At 40.6% G+C, this 17609-nt stretch carries 21 protein-coding genes, 1 tRNA gene, 2 pseudogenes and 1 riboswitch; of the genes and pseudogenes, 17 read left to right on the top strand and 7 right to left on the bottom strand.

Annotated elements, in window-relative coordinates; translation table 11 throughout:
• Positions 1-11 precede the first annotated feature (11 nt).
• The 12 genes and pseudogenes from M2353_RS14615 to M2353_RS14560 all read left to right on the top strand — a co-directional run bounded on the left by M2353_RS14615 (position 12) and on the right by M2353_RS14560 (position 6149).
• Positions 12-890, top strand: a complete 879-nt coding sequence (locus tag M2353_RS14615) for a hypothetical protein (protein WP_284725634.1) — start codon at positions 12-14, stop codon at positions 888-890.
• 10 nt (positions 891-900) lie between these two features.
• Positions 901-1230 (top strand): XkdW family protein, encoded by a 330-nt coding sequence (locus M2353_RS14610; RefSeq protein WP_159159935.1) that lies wholly within the window; start codon positions 901-903, stop codon positions 1228-1230.
• Positions 1227-1400, top strand: coding sequence for an XkdX family protein (locus tag M2353_RS14605; RefSeq protein ID WP_268363374.1), 174 nt, complete (start codon positions 1227-1229; stop codon positions 1398-1400). Before M2353_RS14610 ends, M2353_RS14605 begins: the two co-directional genes overlap by 4 nt.
• Positions 1401-1407: 7 nt before the next feature.
• Positions 1408-2537: pseudogene (locus M2353_RS14600) on the top strand (pyocin knob domain-containing protein).
• A 99-nt stretch (positions 2538-2636) separates the two neighbouring features.
• On the top strand, positions 2637-3716 hold the full coding sequence (locus tag M2353_RS14595; RefSeq protein ID WP_284725632.1) for a hypothetical protein: 1080 nt from the start codon (positions 2637-2639) through the stop codon (positions 3714-3716).
• A 12-nt stretch (positions 3717-3728) separates the two neighbouring features.
• A complete protein-coding gene (locus tag M2353_RS14590; protein WP_284725631.1) occupies positions 3729-3956 on the top strand; it encodes a hypothetical protein in 228 nt (75 codons plus the stop codon).
• Between the two features lie 13 nt (positions 3957-3969).
• Positions 3970-4290 (top strand): hypothetical protein, encoded by a 321-nt coding sequence (locus M2353_RS14585; RefSeq protein WP_098680566.1) that lies wholly within the window; start codon positions 3970-3972, stop codon positions 4288-4290.
• Positions 4290-4430 carry an XkdX family protein gene (locus M2353_RS14580; RefSeq protein ID WP_034647752.1) on the top strand — a complete coding sequence of 47 codons (141 nt, stop codon included), beginning with the start codon at positions 4290-4292 and terminating at the stop codon, positions 4428-4430. The genes M2353_RS14585 and M2353_RS14580 overlap by 1 nt, the downstream gene beginning before the upstream one ends.
• Before the next feature lie 36 nt (positions 4431-4466).
• Positions 4467-4679, top strand: coding sequence for a BhlA/UviB family holin-like peptide (locus M2353_RS14575; RefSeq protein ID WP_017367922.1), 213 nt, complete (start codon positions 4467-4469; stop codon positions 4677-4679).
• Positions 4680-4691: 12 nt separating this feature from the next.
• Positions 4692-4955 carry a phage holin gene (locus M2353_RS14570; RefSeq protein ID WP_019743388.1) on the top strand — a complete coding sequence of 88 codons (264 nt, stop codon included), beginning with the start codon at positions 4692-4694 and terminating at the stop codon, positions 4953-4955.
• Between the two features lie 19 nt (positions 4956-4974).
• Positions 4975-5793: a peptidoglycan recognition protein family protein gene (locus M2353_RS14565; protein WP_284725629.1), complete on the top strand. Its 819-nt coding sequence runs from the start codon at positions 4975-4977 to the stop codon at positions 5791-5793.
• A gap of 101 nt (positions 5794-5894) precedes the next feature.
• A complete protein-coding gene (locus M2353_RS14560) occupies positions 5895-6149 on the top strand; it encodes a hypothetical protein (RefSeq protein WP_284725628.1) in 255 nt (84 codons plus the stop codon).
• 251 nt (positions 6150-6400) lie between these two features.
• Here M2353_RS14560 and M2353_RS14555 read toward each other — a convergent pair.
• Together M2353_RS14555 and cudC are read right to left on the bottom strand one after the other, a co-directional pair.
• Positions 6401-6473 (bottom strand) — tRNA-Ala (locus M2353_RS14555).
• A gap of 72 nt (positions 6474-6545) precedes the next feature.
• A complete protein-coding gene (gene cudC / locus M2353_RS14550) occupies positions 6546-7103 on the bottom strand; it encodes a transcriptional regulator GbsR (RefSeq protein ID WP_045035275.1) in 558 nt (185 codons plus the stop codon).
• Positions 7104-7309: 206 nt separating this feature from the next.
• Between cudC and betB the strand changes: the two genes are divergently transcribed.
• Together betB and gbsB are read left to right on the top strand one after the other, a co-directional pair.
• Positions 7310-8779 carry a betaine-aldehyde dehydrogenase gene (gene betB / locus M2353_RS14545; protein ID WP_284725627.1) on the top strand — a complete coding sequence of 490 codons (1470 nt, stop codon included), beginning with the start codon at positions 7310-7312 and terminating at the stop codon, positions 8777-8779.
• Between the two features lie 27 nt (positions 8780-8806).
• Positions 8807-10015 (top strand): choline dehydrogenase, encoded by a 1209-nt coding sequence (gbsB, locus tag M2353_RS14540; protein ID WP_061420009.1) that lies wholly within the window; start codon positions 8807-8809, stop codon positions 10013-10015.
• Between the two features lie 40 nt (positions 10016-10055).
• Here gbsB and M2353_RS14535 read toward each other — a convergent pair whose 3' ends face one another.
• The gene (locus M2353_RS14535; RefSeq protein WP_035389190.1) at positions 10056-10535 is read right to left on the bottom strand and encodes a DinB family protein; all 480 of its coding nucleotides are present in this window, start codon (positions 10533-10535) and stop codon (positions 10056-10058) included.
• Between the two features lie 205 nt (positions 10536-10740).
• On the opposite strand from M2353_RS14535, the gene M2353_RS14530 reads away from it, so the two are divergent.
• Together M2353_RS14530 and M2353_RS14525 are read left to right on the top strand one after the other, a co-directional pair.
• Positions 10741-11271, top strand: coding sequence for an NfeD family membrane protein (locus M2353_RS14530; RefSeq protein WP_017367919.1), 531 nt, complete (start codon positions 10741-10743; stop codon positions 11269-11271).
• 11 nt (positions 11272-11282) lie between these two features.
• On the top strand, positions 11283-12830 hold the full coding sequence (locus tag M2353_RS14525; RefSeq protein ID WP_008344044.1) for a flotillin lipid rafts scaffold protein FloT: 1548 nt from the start codon (positions 11283-11285) through the stop codon (positions 12828-12830).
• 31 nt (positions 12831-12861) lie between these two features.
• Here M2353_RS14525 and ftsW read toward each other — a convergent pair whose 3' ends face one another.
• From ftsW to M2353_RS14510, 3 genes and pseudogenes are all read right to left on the bottom strand, one after another.
• Positions 12862-13995, bottom strand: a complete 1134-nt coding sequence (gene ftsW / locus M2353_RS14520; protein ID WP_370539268.1) for a putative lipid II flippase FtsW — start codon at positions 13993-13995, stop codon at positions 12862-12864.
• 5 nt (positions 13996-14000) lie between these two features.
• A pseudogene (gene rodA / locus M2353_RS14515) lies at positions 14001-15155 on the bottom strand (rod shape-determining protein RodA).
• Positions 15156-15169: 14 nt separating this feature from the next.
• A complete protein-coding gene (locus M2353_RS14510) occupies positions 15170-15808 on the bottom strand; it encodes a DUF1232 domain-containing protein (RefSeq protein ID WP_284725626.1) in 639 nt (212 codons plus the stop codon).
• A gap of 170 nt (positions 15809-15978) precedes the next feature.
• On the opposite strand from M2353_RS14510, the gene M2353_RS14505 reads away from it, so the two are divergent.
• Positions 15979-16533 carry a GNAT family N-acetyltransferase gene (locus M2353_RS14505; protein ID WP_284725625.1) on the top strand — a complete coding sequence of 185 codons (555 nt, stop codon included), beginning with the start codon at positions 15979-15981 and terminating at the stop codon, positions 16531-16533.
• A gap of 240 nt (positions 16534-16773) precedes the next feature.
• Here the strand turns inward: M2353_RS14505 and thiT are convergent, their stop codons facing one another.
• Positions 16774-17349, bottom strand: a complete 576-nt coding sequence (thiT, locus tag M2353_RS14500; RefSeq protein WP_284725624.1) for an energy-coupled thiamine transporter ThiT — start codon at positions 17347-17349, stop codon at positions 16774-16776.
• A gap of 97 nt (positions 17350-17446) precedes the next feature.
• Positions 17447-17549, bottom strand: a riboswitch (TPP riboswitch).
• Positions 17550-17609: the final 60 nt, after the last annotated feature.

Genomic DNA, 17609 nt, shown 5'->3' with positions numbered 1-17609 from the left:
GGGGAAAAGAAGTGGACATAAAATCACCTTTACCGTTTGAAACCTCTGACAAAGCCCATGCCAACTTATTTAACCGGATGGTCAACACACTTGTGGAGAATGACAATGCGCTCAGTAAACAAATAGAAGGGATCACGAATGAAAGTTTATTCAAATTAACAGGCGATCAAGCCATTCAAGATGCATCAGTCAGCGGCGAGGAATATCCAATAGGTATTACGTTTATGGATATTGGACAAGCGAATGATACCGGTTATCCTACGAGATTTGGCTTTGTAAAAAATGAAAAATATAGTAACTTTCGATTTATCCAATATTACTATGGAACTGGAAACGAAGCAGGCAGCTATTTTGATAGTACAGGTACGTGGTGTCGTCACTGGTGGACGGGGTCTGGCTGGACTGAATGGCACAAAATCTCAGGGTTTTGTCATGCCAATATAGGTACAACTGGAAAGCAGTTATTAACCAAAGGAGAGTATCAAAAAGTCCTTTTTAATCGAAAAATTAAAGACAGTCATAACAATTTTGATATCAAAAATAATCGGTTCATCTGTCCTGAAAACGGAATGTATTCAGTGAATGCAGGTGTTTATATTGAAAGCTTTCAACGATACGCGAACTTTGAATTATCGATCTATTTGAATGGAAAAAGATATAAAAATATTGCACATCAAAGGCAAAGTCCGGTAAGCCCATCTGATACGTTGAGCTTTAGTATGGGACTTTATGGTGCTGCCAATGTACCGGCTAATAAGGGGGACTATTTAGAAATGTACCTATATGTAGGGTATGACGGAGACGTTAGTCGTTATGTATCTGATAATTCAGGTTGGTACAACTATTTCGATATTACGGAAATAGGCGGACGAAATTTCCCGAGAGTGTAGGAGGATTCTGATGATTTTATATGAAGCCATTAAGTATAAATACCCCGATGCGGATCCGCAAAAGGATTTTGAGCTTAGAAATGACGGCGACGGTTCGTATATAAACGAATGGCATCTAGATGTGCCAAAGCCAACGGCAGAAGAATTGAAGGAATGGTGGGAGGCATCTCAAATCAATCCTCGATATCAACCACCTCTGCCGCTTGAATTTCTAGCGCAGGAAGTAGCCAAAGAAAAGCTAATGAGAAAACAGCTTGAACATCAATGTGATCTTCTAACAAACGAACTAAAGGCGCTAAAAAGTGAGATCCTTTTATATAAAGGAGATAGAGAATCATGAATTATTGGGTAATGGCATTATATTTTAAATGGGTGACCCCGGAATTGGTCAAACAAGCAGTCGAGCTAGGTGATTGTTCAATGGAAGATTTAAATGAAGGATATGAGCAAAGAATTCTTACTCTAGAGCAGCTGAAAGAAATGGAAGAAGGCATTAAAGAAAGGGAGTGAAAATTGAATGGATGTAAAAGAACCAAAACCTTTTGAAGTAAATGATAAAGCCCATGCTGATTTGTTTAATGACATGGTCAAAGTCCTTCTTGAAAATGATCATGGATTAATAGAGCAGTTCTTAAAACATACAAATGATGTGAAAGTACACGCATCTGAAATAGAAAAGAAGAAATGGAATGAATCTCAGAGCTATAAAATCACAGCGGATAATGGAAGACAGCTTATGAATGTCCCAGCTGGCGGAAGAATATTTGATGCGATAAAAGATAAAGGAACATGTACATTTTATGCAGCTGCTGGCGCAGAGGATTCTCCGACCTCATCGAATGTCTCAATCAGAGGGCTGCAGACAGTAGGTCAAGAAAACATCGGCTCTGGCTTTGCTGTGGATAGTTCTGGGATTGCTTATTTCTTCTATTATCAGACCGGTCATACATCGATTACTTGGACAAAACTGCCTACAGAAAGCGATAAAAGCAGGTGGGATAACGGTCAATTAGTAAAAATCACTCAAGATAATGGAAAGCCCTTTTATTATGGATTTTCTAGCGAAACAGACTACAATACCCTTACTGAGACAGGGATGTATCTCATATATAATACAGGAGTAAACGGTCCCTCTCCTTCCTTGAATCGAGTGTTTTTATTGGTCATGAGTTATGGCAATACATTAGTTCAAATAGCTTATGAATCTGTTTATGGGAAGAACACCTACTTTAGAGTTCTAAAACACAATGCAGAATCATGGACACCTTGGGAGAAGCAAATTACGCTTTCAGATTTATTGGAAGGTTCTTGGGAAAGACCTAAAGAGATTAAAAGTGATTGGGAGGAATATGATCCTATTAATCTGCCGGTAAAATATCGAAAGAATCTCTTAGGGGAAGTCGAGATCGTAGGTGCGATAAAAGGTGGAATATTAGGAAATACCCCAGTATTTAACTTGCCTGCACCATATCGGCCGCAACAAGCGATGCATTTTATAGGAGTTGCTCAAGTATAGGAACACCAGGAGTACCTCAATTTCATCGTACATTAATAGATAAGAATGGAAATGTATGTGTGCAGTCGTCTTCAAATAATGCCAATCCTACTGAGTTTATTACATTTGGTTTTAAGTTCAGTACAAGATAATGTAATAAAACTGAAATGTGGAAGGAGAATCAGATGGAGATAAAGACGCCTCGTACTTTCAAAACCAGTGACAAAGCTCATGCGGAACTGTTTAATGACATGGTTAAAGTAATTCTTGAAAATGATACTAGACTATTGGATCAAATCAATCAACACAAAAATGACACGACATCTCATGCATCCGAAACAGAAAAGCAGAAATGGAATCAATCCCAGCTCTATAAAATGACGAATGATAACGGGGCCCAGTTGGTCAATATCCCTGCTGGCGGGAGTATTTATAATGGAATTAAATCTTTAGGTGCCTGTTCTTTTTATGCGCCAGGAGGTTCTGGAGTAGTCGATTCTCCCGCAATCGGGAATGCAGCTTTAAGAGGCTTTCAGTTAGTAGGTCAAAATAACATCGGTGTAGGAATTGCAATTGATACATTGGGCAACGCATTTTGTTTTTCCTATCATGTGAATGATGTCGGAATCAACTGGCTTCGATTACCTACTCAAAATGAAAGAAATAAATGGGATGCAGGACAATTATCTAAAATTACTGCTGATGACGGAAGGGCTTACGAAAGAATTAATGCAAATGATCCTAGTATTTTAGATAAGCTCATAAAGTTACCAGGCGTCCATTCGTGGTATATCCATGAAGCACACCCTGATCTGCCGACAAGAAGTTCTATGAGAGCCTTATCAGTTTTTAGTGAAAATACCTATGGCTGGATTATAGGGGCAAATAATACAGGTGATATGTACATCAATCGATCAACGACTGATGTCACGGGCACTCAGCAAGAATGGAGCGGGTGGAAGAGGCTGAACGATCATCCATTATTAAATGCAAATGGAACTAGAATGCTGATTCCTACTGGTACAGATATACTCACCTTGCCCTCTGGTTTTTATTATGTCTCTGGAACGAATGCAGTGAATATGCCAACGACGACCGATGCCTCGTGGTTTAATGTAGATATTTTAGAAACGGGAAATAATCGCAAAACATTTCATGTGAGTCGAAGCTATGATAATAGCCATTGGTACGGAACTACTCATACAGATGGTATTTTCAGAGGCTGGAAACAGCTAATGACCAATACTGAGTTTGAAAATGTCTCGTGGCTTAGTGTTACCTTAGACAAAAGCTCTTCTATAGGGGATAGACCAGTTGAATATGTGAAATGAGGAAATTTATTATTGCTGAGAGGCCACCTAAAAGCAAATAGAGAAGTTATTTTTGGATGGATTCCAGCTGATCGTTTACCAGATAAAGGAATAGTAGTATCAGTTCCGGTATCAGGTACAACGGGTCATAGTAAATTATATATCTATAATACAGGAGAGCTAAAACTAACCGGTTTACATGCAGTGAATAATAGTGCAGTAACTGGCTACTATTTAGACATGGTTGTTCCATTAAATTAAGGAAGTGATACAAATGATACAAGCCTATGAATACAATCAGCAAAATGAATTGATCAGACCTATCGAAGTGTTCGAAAGGGATGATGAAGGAAATTATATTATTCCAGAGCAATGCACAACAATTGCACCACCCAATAATCCTTCTTTTTATAAGGCTGCATTTGATGTAAAAAAACAACAATGGTATGAATCAGCGACCCAAGAGTATATAGACAGCTTAAAACCGGCCCCACTCCCGCCAAGTGATATCGAACTTTTAAAGAAACAAAATGCTTTGTTATCAAAACAATTAACGCAGCTATTAGCTATGCAAAAAGTAGGTGCTTCAGAATGATGTTTCCAACTGTAGCGGATATCAAACAATTCTGGGACTGGAAGTGTTACGGCCCAGAGGACATTGCATTTTATGTAAGCATTGGCTGGATCTCGGCAGAAGACTATCAAAATATAACTGGAGAAATATACAAAGCCTAATGGCTTTATTTTTTTGCCGGAAAGAAGGTGATTCAAATGGAAGTAGATGTCGTTCAAAACTTAATGACACAAGGCCCATTCGCCGTTCTTTTTTGCTGGATTCTGTTTTATGTTCTCAACACTACAAAAGAACGAGAAAACAAACTCAATGAGCAAATCGAGGCGCAAAATGATGTGTTAGCAAAGTTTAGTGAGAAGTATGACGTCGTGATCGACAAGCTCGATAAAATTGAACGGAATTTAAAATAGGAGGAAAACATCATGAAAACATTCGACAAAGGTACTGTGATTCGCACAGTGCTTCTTTTTATTGCGCTTATCAACCAAACGCTTGTCATGTTTGGACAAACAGTGCTGCCGATTAGCGAGGAGCAAGTGCAAACCGCAGGAGAGGCACTATATGTGGCAGGTTCCACAATTTTCACTATGGTCACTGCCGTGATCGCTTGGTTTAAAAATAATTATGTGACCTATAAAGGTCAATTGCAAAAAGATGCCCTGAAACAAAGAGGGTTAACAAAATAATTTTTGAAGGAGAAACAATATGGTGAAGATCATTCAAGCACTCATCCCAAAACAAAATCGCAACAGACCAGGAAACAGGATGAAGCCGCTCTATATTACGGTGCATAATACATCGAACACTGGACGGGGGGCTGATGCGGCAAATCATGCAGCATTTGTTGCTCGGGCAAGTACAGGGGTTAGCTGGCACTACACGGTCGATGATCAGGTCATTTATCAGCATTTACCTTTAAACGAAAATGGCTGGCACGCAGGAGATGGCAGGGGAACCGGCAATATGAAATCAATTGGAATTGAAATTTGTGAAAATGCAGGCGGTAACTTTGAACAAGCCGTTAAAAACGCCCAATGGCTCATTCGAAAACTGATGGGGGATTTAGGAATTCCTTTATCAAACGTGGTGCCGCATAAGCATTGGAGCGGGAAAGAGTGTCCGCGTAAGCTGTTAAATCGTTGGGATGGTTTCAAGGCGGGTATTGCATCAGCATCAAGTCAAATGACAACAGCTAAACCGGTGAAAGAAACATCTATCAAAACCATATCAACGAGATCAACATCTAAAACCAACAAGGTCAAAAAAACATACAGTTTGCCCGCAGGTATTTTAAAAGTGACGAAGCCTCTTACGAAAGGGTCAGCTGTAAAAGCCGTACAACAAGCCTTAGCATCGATTTATTTTTATCCTGATAAGGGAGCGATCAATAATGGAATCGATGGGTACTACGGACCCAAGACTGCGAATGCAGTGTCTCGATTTCAAATGATGCATGGGTTAACCCCAGATGGCATATATGGTCCAAAGACCAAAGAAACATTAAGTAAGGTCATAGAAAGTTAACACATATGGAATGAATCAACCCTTATCCATTATAAAAAGTAAAATAAAACCATTTTTGGATTTATTTGTTGTATAATGGTGAAAATGAATGGAGGGGTTGTATGAAGCGGATAAGTGTAATGATGTCTCTTTGTTTCATCGTCATGTTCCATTTTAATATGGAAAAGGTTGCAGCTAAGACCATTTATCGAGAAGTAGAAGTTGATTTCATCATGACGGAACAGGAAAAATATCTGTGGGTACCAGGAGGTCAAAATAACCCTGAACAATATCCATCTACTCACGGTTATCAATTTTCTATACTAAATGCAGAGGGTTGTACTTTAGAGGTGACACTCTTCAGAACATCCTTATAAGGAACGGATTTTCCGTCATCAGTCAAAGAGTATACAGGTAACCAATATGATCTAAGTGCAACAGACCGAATTTTATCAAGTGGGCGCTACATTTATAGACCCCATGGTATTAAACTGACCAAAAAAGAAGGCTGTGGGGATGTTGAGATAAAAGGAGTCTTTGGTTATCAAATTCAAGAACCAGACAAATAAGCTTTTATGAGTAAAATCAAATGAAAAAGCCTATCCATCATTGGATAGGCTTTTGATAATGGAGCATAGCGGGATCGAACCGCTGACCTCTACGCTGCCAGCGTAGCGCTCTCCCAGCTGAGCTAATGCCCCGAAGTATTACGACATAACTTATTATAATCAATCCTCCTGTAAAATTCAAGCTGTAAAACACAAACACCCCGGCTATTTTTCTTTCTGATCAATCGGAATATAGTCAAAGATTTCTCCCGAATGAACCGAGTGGGCTAATCGTCTAAGCCAGTCATAATAGGCTTTTGAGCTTTCAAGCTGTTCAATGAGCTGTTTCGCTTCCTCTTTTTCATGTTCCTCCGCCTGATCATCACGAGCTACATCTTGAAGGCGTTCTTGCGCTTCTTCAATCGCTGCTAGATTGACCTCAACCTCTCGCTCCCATTTTTGCGGGAAGAAGTTCATGAAAAACTTAAAAAAGTCTTTCTCAGCAACAAAGCTGTGTTTTCTTCGGCCACGGTGAAAAGTCTTTTTGACAATATTCATGTCTTGCAGTTTTTTCACACCCGTACTCATACTAGGCTTACTCATTTGTAGCTCTTCACGCATTTCATCCAGCGTCATTTCCTCATTTAAATACATCGTCCCATATAAAATACCCGCACTTCTAGTAATGCCATAGAGATCCATTGTTTCAGCGATGGAATCAATGACGAGATCTTTAGCAGCTAAAATGCGTTCTTCTGCTTGTGGCTGTTCCTGCTTTTTCATCTTGTCCCTGCTTTCTATTAAGTGAATTCAATACGTTCAAAAAAATCTTTATGGACTATATGTTAACGAAAGAATGCAAAATGTCAAAATAAATGAAACATATCTCCCTTTGACAGAAAAATTTGAACATGTTAAGTTAATTATGTTCAAAACGTTAAATTTTTATTTAACAAACTTACCAAAGAGAATCAGAGGAGGTTCCTTCTATGAGTCAAACACTATTTATCGATGGACAATGGGTTGGCGCTAAGAGTGGCGACACAAGAGATATCATCAATCCATTTAATCAAGAAGTGATCGCGACAGTCAGTGAAGGATCAAGAAATGACGCACAGTTAGCCATTAAGGCAGCAAGAAAAACCTTCGATCAAGGTGATTGGGCAAACATGCCTGGACTTGAAAGAGGAAATATTGTGTTTAAAATTGCTGAATTGATTAGGCGAGACCTAGATGAATTAGCCAAATTAGAATCACTTGATACGGGTAAAACATTAGAAGAAAGCAAAGCTGATATGGACGATATTGCGAACGTGTTCCAATATTATGCGGGGCTTGCTGATAAGGATGGCGGGGAAATCATTGCATCGCCTATTCCAAACTCAAAAAGCGAATTAGTCCGAGAACCTGTCGGTGTATGCGGTCAAATCACTCCTTGGAACTATCCATTGCTTCAAGCGAGCTGGAAAATCGCTCCTGCCCTTGCAGCTGGAAATACAATCGTACTAAAGCCAAGTGAAATTACACCATTAACCACGATCAAAGTTTTCAAACTTATGGAAGAAGCGGGTGTTCCAGCAGGCGTTGCCAACTTAGTGCTTGGACCTGGAGCAACTGTTGGAGATGAGCTGGCTGTCAATGACCAAGTCGATTTAATTTCATTCACAGGCGGTATTGAAACAGGTAAGAAAATCATGCAGGGAGCCAGCGGGAATGTGAAGAAAATCGCCCTTGAGCTCGGCGGGAAAAACCCGAATATCGTCTTTCAAGATGCTGATTTAGACGTAGCGGTTGACCAGGCAATGAATGCTGTGTTTTTCCATGCAGGGCAAGTGTGTTCAGCAGGTTCACGCTTGTTAGTGGAAGAATCCATTCACGATGAATTTTTAGAAGAACTGGTGAAGCGTACGAAAAAAATCAAGCTAGACAACGGCTTTGATGAAGGAACCCAGAGCGGACCGCTTATCTCAGCTGAGCATCGAGAAAAAGTAGAAAAATACGTCAGCATCGGTTTAGACGAAGGCGCAACATTAGAAACAGGTGGGAAACGACCTGATGCAGAAGAGCTTCAAAAAGGATTCTTCTACTTGCCGACGATTTTCTCAGGCTGTACATCAGAGATGCGAATTGTACAGGAAGAAGTGTTTGGACCAGTCCTCACTGTCGAATCCTTCCGATCAGAGGAAGAAGTCATCGAGCTGGCAAATGACACGATTTATGGTTTAGCAGGAGCGGTGTGGTCTTCTGATATCGGCAAAGCCGAACGAGTGGCTCGTCAATTAAGATTAGGCACGGTATGGATCAACGACTTCCATCCTTATTTTGCCCAAGCACCGTGGGGCGGATATAAACAATCAGGTCTTGGACGTGAATTAGGACGTACGGGCCTTGAAGAATATACGGAACTAAAACATTTATATCGAAATACAAAACCAGAAGCGGTTCATTGGTTTAAATAAATATCACTTATCTGGAGGAGATTCTATATGACTTTAAATATGAAAATTGAAAGCATGCAAAAATTCCATACGTTTGAAATTCCGACTGTCATCAAGCATGGCATTGGGGCAGTGAAACATGTTGGGGAAGAAGTGAAAACATACGGCGTTTCAAAGGTATTGCTTGTGACAGATCCTGGTATTTATCAAGCAGGTGTTGTAGATCCAGTGATTGCTTCATTAAAAGAAGCGCAAGTTGATGTGGTTCTATTTAATAAAGTAGAACCAAACCCGCCAGTCCGTTTAGTGAATGAAGGATCTGCGTTATATGAAAAAGAAGGTTGTAATGGTTTAGTCGCAGTAGGCGGCGGAAGCTCAATGGATACAGCGAAGGCTATCGGTGTGGAAGCGACTCATGAAGGATCAGTTCTTGATTACGAAGCGGCTGAGGGGAAAAAACCGCTTGAAAATAGAATCCCTCCGTTAACCACAATTCCGACAACGGCTGGTACAGGTTCAGAGGTCACGCAGTGGGCAGTGATCACTGACGAAGAAAGGGAATTCAAATTCAACACAGGTGGACCGCTCATTGCAGCTCACCTAACAGTGATTGATCCTGAGCTTCATGTATCTATGCCGCCGCATGTGACGGCAATGACGGGTATCGATGCGCTTGCGCACGCGATCGAATGCTATACGATGAAGTTTGCTCAGCCAATTACAGATGCGGTAGCGCTCATGGCCATTGAATATGCTGCTCATTATATTCGCCGTGCCTTTGCCGATGGAGAGGATTTGGAAGCAAGATATGGCATGGCACAAGCTGCGATGCTTGCCGGACTTTCCTATGGCAGTGAATCAGCTGGCGCAGCCCATGCGATGAGCCAAACGCTTGGAGGCATTATTCCAGTCGCGCATGGTCAATGTGTAGCGGCAATGATGGGACCTGTCATGGAATATAACTGGAAAGGGTACCCAGAGAAATTCGCTCGAATTGCGCAAGCATTCGGGATTGATACAAGCAGAATGACAACAGAGGAAGCTGCAAAAGCAGCAGTGAATTGGATGTATGATTTAGTGGAAGACCTAGAAGTTCCTTCATTAGAAGAACAAGGTGTACCAAAAGATATGATCGACCGTTTATCTAAAGAAGCAATGAAAGATCCGCAAACAGTTGGAAACCCAAGAGACCTCAACGAAAAAGCATACAACTGGATTTACGCTCGCTGCTTTGATTTAACACCTAAAACAGTGTAACAATGAAAAAAGGCTCCCAAAAGGGAGTCTTTTTTACATCTTATAGCTGTTCTTTAATTTCTTTAATTTGATGAATATGGCGCTTTTCATGTGCGCCGATAAAATCAAGGTATTGCTTTAATGAAAGTTCTTCAAACACAGGATGTGCAATCACGCGTTTGAAATCTTCCTCTGTAAACGTTGATAAAATTTGATTTAATTTCTCACGAGCTGTATCAAGCTCATCTTTTAAATGTGTAGGTGTCACATGCTTGCGCTCTGGTTCAACAATACTAGGCGCGGTGGCTTTTCTTGAACGATCCTCTGCCATTTCCACCGGCTTTGGCTCATATTCTTTAATCGGTGCTTTTTTCCCCTCGGCAGCTAGATGTTTTGCTGCAACTAGGTCCATCTTCTTTAAATGATCTGCAACTTCTTGAATACTCCAAGTATCATCAGATAATTTTTGATTTAATTGTTCTTCGCTCAATCCTTGCAGCTCCTGCCACAATTCTTGTCTTGCTTCATGTAATAAACTCATTTCTCTCACCTCAAGATCAAATTTTATCATACTGGTACAAGACAATCATTCTTTAGCTATCCGAGAAATCCTTTAATGAATTGTGATGAAAAATGAAACCTTTACAAAAGTGGTTCGTATTACCTGTTAGAAGGAATACACTTGGATGTGAGCATGGTCTAAATGAATGAAAGGCTGCTCATTTCATAAAGAAAGGGTGAGGAAGATGGATGTGTTTGGGCTGCCTCTTCAGACGCTGTACTTATACATATTGATGGTATCAGGAATCCTGACGCTTGTTTTCGTCTTTTTTGGCGATGTATTTGATGGATTGTTTGAAGCGATTCCTGTCCCGTTCCTTCAACCAACATTGATCCTCGCATTTCTTACCTTTTTCTCGGCTGGAGGATTTATCTCTGAAAAAACAGCAATTGTAGGAAGTGGACTTGGCGCCGTATTATCTGCCATCCTCGCAGTGGTTCTCGTTACTTGTTTACATGTATTTGTCTTAGTCCCGCTTTCCTCTGCTGAAGAATCTCTTTCATATACGGAGGCCGACCTAAAAGGAAGAACTGGGGAGATCATTGTATCTGTACCAAAAGATGGGTTTGGAGAAGTGCTGTTAATTAGTAACAGCGGAAAAATCTCAAAGCCTGCCGTCAGTTTCGACGAAGAGGAGATTCCATATGGAACCCGGGTGCTGGTCGTCGAAGTGAACAAAGGCGTGTTATCTGTTATACCAAATGAAGAAATCTAGGAGGGAATGCTATGCCAGGAACAACCATATTAATTATTATTGGAATTGTGCTTGTGATTCTCATTGCACTTATTGGTGTATTTGTTTCGAAATACCGGACAGCTGGTCCAGATGAAGCATTAATCGTCACAGGAAGTTACCTCGGAAGTAAAAATGTCCACGTGGATGAAGGTGGAAACAAGATTAAGATTGTAAGAGGTGGAGGTACCTTTGTACTCCCTGTTTTTCAACAAGCAGAGCCGCTCAGCTTACTATCTAGCAAGCTAGATGTTTCAACGCCTGAAGTCTATACTGAACAGGGTGTACCGGTCATGGCGGATGGAACGGCCATCATTAAAATTGGCGGATCAATTGAAGAAATCGCCACTGCGGCAGAGCAGTTTTTAGGGAAAACAAAAGAAGATCGTGAAAATGAAGCAAGAGAAGTACTAGAAGGACACCTTCGCTCCATTTTAGGGTCAATGACAGTTGAAGAGATTTATAAAAACAGAGAGAAATTTTCTCAAGAAGTACAGCGTGTCGCTTCTCAAGATCTAGCGAAAATGGGTCTTGTCATTGTATCGTTTACAATCAAAGATGTCCGTGATAAAAATGGCTATTTAGAATCACTAGGTAAACCTAGAATTGCTCAAGTGAAACGCGATGCAGATATTGCGACAGCAGAAGCAGATAAAGAAACACGTATCAAACGTGCAGAAGCAGATAAAGATGCGAAGAAATCTGAGCTTGAGCGTGCCACTGAAATCGCTGAAGCAGAAAAAATCAATGAGCTGAAAAGAGCAGAATTCAGACGTGAACAAGATACAGCAAAAGCAAGCGCTGACCAAGCGTACGATCTTGAAACAGCTCGTAATCGTCAGCACGTAACTGAACAAGAAATGCAAGTCAAAATCATTGAACGTCAGAAGCAAATTGAATTAGAAGAAAAAGAGATCCAGCGTCGTGAGCGTCAATACGATTCTGAAGTGAAAAAGAAAGCAGATGCGGACCGTTATGCTGTTGAGCAGTCGGCTGCGGCGGAAAAAGCGAAGCGTCTTGCAGAAGCAGATGCGAAGAAATACAGCATTGAAGCAATGGCAAAAGCAGAAGCAGAGAAAGTTCGGATTGATGGGCTTGCCAAAGCGGAAGCCGATCGTGCAAAAGGGGAAACAGAAGCAGAAGTCATTAGGTTGAAAGGACTTGCGGAAGCAGAAGCGAAAGAGAAAATTGCAGAAGCATTCGAACAGTATGGCCAAGCGGCGATTCTTGATATGATTGTGAAAATGCTACCTGAATATGCGAAACAAGTATCTGCTCCACTTTCTAACATTGATAAAATTACAGTTGTTGATACAGGTGGTAACGGGGAAGGCAGCGGCGCCAACAAAGTGACCGGCTATGCGACAAACCTTATGTCCAGTCTTCAAGAAAGTCTGAAAGCTTCCTCTGGAATTGATGTTAAAGAAATTATTGAGAATTTCTCTGGCAAAGGCAATGTGAAACAAAGCATCCAAGAACTGACGAATGAAATCAAACAGCCAAGAAAAAAAGAAATCGCTGATCGTCAAATAGAAGAATAAAAATCAAAAGACACCTTCTGATAGAGGGTGTCTATTTTACTTGGGGCACATGCCGGTGTCTTTTGATAGATGAAGAGAGATTCACAAGAATGCCTGCAGATATCATCATGAACACCAATGAAGATCCGCCGTAGCTAATAAAGGGAAGAGGAATGCCTGTAATGGGGAGAAGCCCAAAGACAGCTCCTAGATTAAAGGCTGCTTGAATCATAATTTGAAAAGTAAGCCCGATCGTTAATAGCTTTCCAAATGGATCTTGTAAACCTTGAACGATTCGAACGGCGCGATACATGATGAGTAGGTAGGCACCCATCACAAACAACAGCCCCATGATTCCCAGCTCTTCACTAATGATGGCCATAATAAAATCTGTATGGGCTTCAGGAAGAAATCCTAGTTTTTGTATGCTTCCGCCTAAACCATTCCCGGTCAGTCCTCCTGAATCCATGGCGAGATAGGAATGGATCAGCTGATAACCATCTCCATCTTCATACATGAAAGGATCACGAAAAGAAGTGATCCGTTTCAAACGATAAGGAGCGGTCACAGCAAAAAAAGTGATCCCTGCCGCAGCCGTCGAACCTAGTAGAATGAGGTGGCGTGTTTTAAGTCCAGCACATAATAAGACGATACCGCAGCTCAATAAAATAGAAACTGCTGTACCTAAATCTGGCTGTTTTAAAATCAATAAAAAAGCTAGACTTAAAAGAAGAAGTGGAGGTAGTACTCCTTTTTTAAAGGATGTAATGTACGCTTGTTTCCTTGCATATACATAGGCAAAATAGATGATCATCACTAATTTCACAGCCTCAGACGGCTGGATGATCAGAGAGCCCAATTGAATCCATCGCTGTGAATTGTTTTTGACAACACCGATTCCAGGAAGCAGGACAAGGAGAAGACATAACAATGACAGCATCACAAGCCACCGAATCCATTTACGGTAAGCTTGATATGGAACAAGGGCCGCAGCGATGAAAAAGAAGAACCCAATCAAAAGCCATTGCCACTGTTTCATGAAGAAGTAGCTGCCCTGTCCATATTTTATTTCGCCTAAAGGATAACTCGCACTGTACACCATCAGTAATCCGAAGAAACAAAGACAAACAATCGTCCCAGCAAGAATGTGGTCGATTTTTTTTAGGTGAGAAAGAATCAATGACATCACCTTCAATCCCAGTTACGTCCAAACATGTAGGATGAGGACCTCAGATTGACACTAAACACAAGGCCAATGGCGATCATATTGGTTAAAAGCGCACTGCCCCCATAGCTGATAAAAGGAAGGGCAAGACCAGTCACAGGCATTAGCCCTACTGTCATCCCAACGTTTTGGAAGACTTGAAAGACGATCAGCCCAACCACCCCAGCACATATATAAAGCCCATAAAGGGTATTCGCATGCATAGCCACATGAATCATTCGATAGACCATCATAAGATATAAACAGATCAATAGGGAGGCGCCGATAAAACCAAACTCCTCGCCAATGACTGCAAATATAAAATCTGTATGGGCTTCAGGGATATTTCCCCCTTGTACTTGATTTCCTTTTGTATACCCGCTTCCTGATAATTGCCCTGACCCAATGCCAAGCATTGCTTGTTTCAGTTGATACCCATATGTCGAATCAAATTCATCTGGGGAGAGCCACCCATAAATGCGATCAAGCTGATGAGGTTTAATCACTTTTGTAAAGTGCTCAAAATGTTCATTGTGCAAGTAGGTCAAAAATGCAAGAAACGCGAGAAAAGAAGCGATTAATGCAGCGATCATCTTACTTGAAATACCTGACACAAGCATCAGTGTAAAAGCGATAGACAAGATCACAAGTGCCGTCCCCAAATCTGGCTGAATTAAAATCAGGAAAAAAGGAACAGAGGTCCAGCATATGATGTTCATTGTAGGAATCATGCTTTCTTTAAACGAAAAGCGCTGATGTTTGTATCGATTTAAAATAGCCGCTAACAGAAGAATGACAAAAATTTACATAAATTCTGATGGTTGCACTTTCATGGGCCCCAAGCTGATCCATCTTTGGGAGCCATTTTGATTCGTGCCAAAAAAATGAACGAGAATGATGAGGAAGAGACCACCTGCAAATAATCGAAAAGATAACCGCTCAAGCAGTTCATAATCAAAGTAAGCAACTGCCGCCATAAGGCCAAAGCCGACGATATACCAGAAAACTTGTCTTTTGACGAAATAAAACATATCTTGCGTTTCATACTGTCCCGATCCGCTATACACAGCCAGCAGGCTGATCACAAAGAAACAAATGACAGTGAATAATAATGCGAAGTCAATGCTGTTCTGTTTTTTCATGTCTCCGTCACCTACTATGACCTATTTGTCAGCTGGTTTAATACGACCTGCACCGCTGCAGCGTCATCAATATAGCCGATCGGAAAAATATAATCTGGTATTAAATCAACGGGCATAATGAAGTAAAGTAATGCGCCTCCCATCAACATCAATTCTCGAGAAGTCCCCCGTCCGCTCATGAACGAGCAGTACATGCTTTTCAATTGATCAAGAAATGGCCCAACACCGCTTATCATATCTATCTTTTTTTCAAAATTTGCTGAGATTGTTTCTTTTCCCTCATCTGATTGACTATAGGTTTCATATTCATTTAACTTCTGTTTCAATTCATTCTCGCTGAACGTCCCGTCATAGACATCATGATCTTTCAGCGTTCGCTCAATCTCTTCTACGGCTTGAATGAACGTATTACCGTGAACTCTTTCGTTTTTAATTGAAAATCCAGCCGTGGCCAATAGATGATCTAAAGAAATGTGGAGAGCATCTGAAAGCCGCTGTAAATGGTTCAAAGTCGGTTTTCTTTTTCCGTTCATGATTCTAGACAGTGTGGCTTTATCAATTTCTGTTTGTGTACTGAGTTCTCTTAATGAAAGAGAACGTATTTGCAGTTGTTCTTTTAAAAACTGCCGAAGCTCAGTTGTTTTAAATTCCATCTCTTTCTTCCCCCTTTTCATAAAGTTCAACTCTTCAATAGAAGAAGTCGTACCCAATATATAGGGGTGTTGACGAAATGTCAACGAATATCCATTAAGGATTGAATTTTATAAAATAGCAACTTATCATATGAAACATAGACTATAAAATGGCTAAAAGGGGTGTGCAGATGAAGGTTAGACATGCAGTACATAATGATATTCCTAAAATTGCCGAAATTCATGTGAAGAGCTGGCAAACGACTTATCACGGCATTATTTTACAAGAGTATTTAGATGCTTTGAATGTAGAGGAGCGGGAAGAGAGCTGGAGAAGCAGGTCGCTTGAAGGCACGTTTGTCGCAGAGGATGCTGACGGAGTATTTGGTTTTGCTTCCTTCGGAAAACAGCGTGATGAGAGATATTCAATATATGATGGTGAGCTTTATGCCATCTATTTGTTGCAGAGAAAACAGAAATCAGGAGCGGGTATGGCTTTGATTGCAAAAGGTGTGGATTATTTAATAGAGAAAGGCTATCAGAATATGCTGCTCTGGGTATTTGAGCAAAACTCAGCGAAGCAATTTTATCAAAAACTTCAACCTAGTTTTGCCGTCACCAGCCAGTTTGAGCTGGCTGGTGAGAACCATGAAGAAATAGGGTATGGATGGGAACTGTCTGTCCTAAGTGATCATGTTCAACAGATTATATCGTCAGCTTCCAGTAATAATGAGAGAAAAAAGTAAAAAGGGTGGCGAGTAAAATATAAGATATAAAAGGAGAAGCCTCTACTTTTCCTTTCACACCTGCTATTTTTAATGCCTCATAGAAACTTGCCAAAAAGTAGGCGAGACTGAGGATGTAACAGCACAGCATAATGGAGTAAGGATTCATTGTCGTACCTCCAGCATGAAATCTTCTACTATTAATAGATTCAATAGAGCAGCAAATTATGCATAAAAAAATAACCCGCTGAAACAGCTGGGTTATTTTTGTCGAGGAAAAACCAAACGAGACGCACTAGGGATGAGTAAACAAAGAACAATACTACAAATGATAAATGAAGGAATCATATATGTGCTGTTATAAACTAATGAATACACCCAGCCTGGTGTTCCTTTTGGTGCATAATGAGAAAAGAAAACTACACCTGAAATAAAGAACGTCAGCAGTCTGAAGAAACTGGCGACAAATACAGCTAGGATAATATAGAAGAATTGTTTCTTTCGCTGTTTATCCTGAATGGCTTTTTTAATTGATCCTGAGAATAGCCCGCTTAAACAAATCACAACAGATGCGACAAAGTAATCGAGAAATCCTTGTACAGGTGTAGCAATAATAGGATTGTTCATCAGCTGCAGTCCTGCGATTAACACACCGATGATAAATCCAGCAGACACGCCCCATCTAATGGACATGAGAATGACAGGAATCATGATCAGTGCAATTGACCCGCCGTTCGGCATTCTTAAAAAGAGACCTGATAAATAATCTAAAACAAGTGCAAGAGAAGTCATGATGGCGATCTCCATCAGTCGTACTAATTGATTTGATTGCTGCATAAAAAAATCCCCTTTTCACGAATTGTGCAAGGAGAGACCATGTCAGGATGAGTATGTGATTCATAGAAAAACATATCGGCTTGAATACAATGCATGTATGCAAGTGATTCCACATTCCTACTTCAGTATTAACTGACAGGTTCAAAGGGTCAGAACAACGAATTGTTCACTCTCAGCACAAAGCTCCCCCTGCGGTTATTTAATTTCAATCTATTATAAATATACTAAAGACCTACAGGATCAACAATAGTGAATTACGG

This window comes from Bacillus aerius, assembly GCF_029894105.1.
Taxonomy (GTDB): Bacteria; Bacillota; Bacilli; order Bacillales; family Bacillaceae; genus Bacillus; species Bacillus altitudinis.
This window is presented reverse-complemented; position numbering and strand designations above follow the sequence as displayed.

Coding starts and splice junctions, on each gene's coding strand:
- M2353_RS14610 (WP_159159935.1), top strand. CDS start 901: ATGATTTTATATGAAGCCATTAAGTATAAATACCCCGATGCGGATCCG.
- M2353_RS14605 (WP_268363374.1), top strand. CDS start 1,227: ATGAATTATTGGGTAATGGCATTATATTTTAAATGGGTGACCCCGGAA.
- M2353_RS14595 (WP_284725632.1), top strand. CDS start 2,637: ATGGTTAAAGTAATTCTTGAAAATGATACTAGACTATTGGATCAAATC.
- M2353_RS14585 (WP_098680566.1), top strand. CDS start 3,970: ATGATACAAGCCTATGAATACAATCAGCAAAATGAATTGATCAGACCT.
- M2353_RS14580 (WP_034647752.1), top strand. CDS start 4,290: ATGTTTCCAACTGTAGCGGATATCAAACAATTCTGGGACTGGAAGTGT.
- M2353_RS14575 (WP_017367922.1), top strand. CDS start 4,467: ATGGAAGTAGATGTCGTTCAAAACTTAATGACACAAGGCCCATTCGCC.
- M2353_RS14570 (WP_019743388.1), top strand. CDS start 4,692: ATGAAAACATTCGACAAAGGTACTGTGATTCGCACAGTGCTTCTTTTT.
- M2353_RS14565 (WP_284725629.1), top strand. CDS start 4,975: ATGGTGAAGATCATTCAAGCACTCATCCCAAAACAAAATCGCAACAGA.
- M2353_RS14560 (WP_284725628.1), top strand. CDS start 5,895: ATGAAGCGGATAAGTGTAATGATGTCTCTTTGTTTCATCGTCATGTTC.
- cudC (WP_045035275.1), bottom strand. CDS start 7,103: ATGAAAAAGCAGGAACAGCCACAAGCAGAAGAACGCATTTTAGCTGCT.
- betB (WP_284725627.1), top strand. CDS start 7,310: ATGAGTCAAACACTATTTATCGATGGACAATGGGTTGGCGCTAAGAGT.
- gbsB (WP_061420009.1), top strand. CDS start 8,807: ATGACTTTAAATATGAAAATTGAAAGCATGCAAAAATTCCATACGTTT.
- M2353_RS14535 (WP_035389190.1), bottom strand. CDS start 10,535: ATGAGTTTATTACATGAAGCAAGACAAGAATTGTGGCAGGAGCTGCAA.
- M2353_RS14530 (WP_017367919.1), top strand. CDS start 10,741: ATGGATGTGTTTGGGCTGCCTCTTCAGACGCTGTACTTATACATATTG.
- M2353_RS14525 (WP_008344044.1), top strand. CDS start 11,283: ATGCCAGGAACAACCATATTAATTATTATTGGAATTGTGCTTGTGATT.
- ftsW (WP_370539268.1), bottom strand. CDS start 13,995: ATGTCATTGATTCTTTCTCACCTAAAAAAAATCGACCACATTCTTGCT.
- M2353_RS14510 (WP_284725626.1), bottom strand. CDS start 15,808: ATGGAATTTAAAACAACTGAGCTTCGGCAGTTTTTAAAAGAACAACTG.
- M2353_RS14505 (WP_284725625.1), top strand. CDS start 15,979: ATGAAGGTTAGACATGCAGTACATAATGATATTCCTAAAATTGCCGAA.
- thiT (WP_284725624.1), bottom strand. CDS start 17,349: ATGCAGCAATCAAATCAATTAGTACGACTGATGGAGATCGCCATCATG.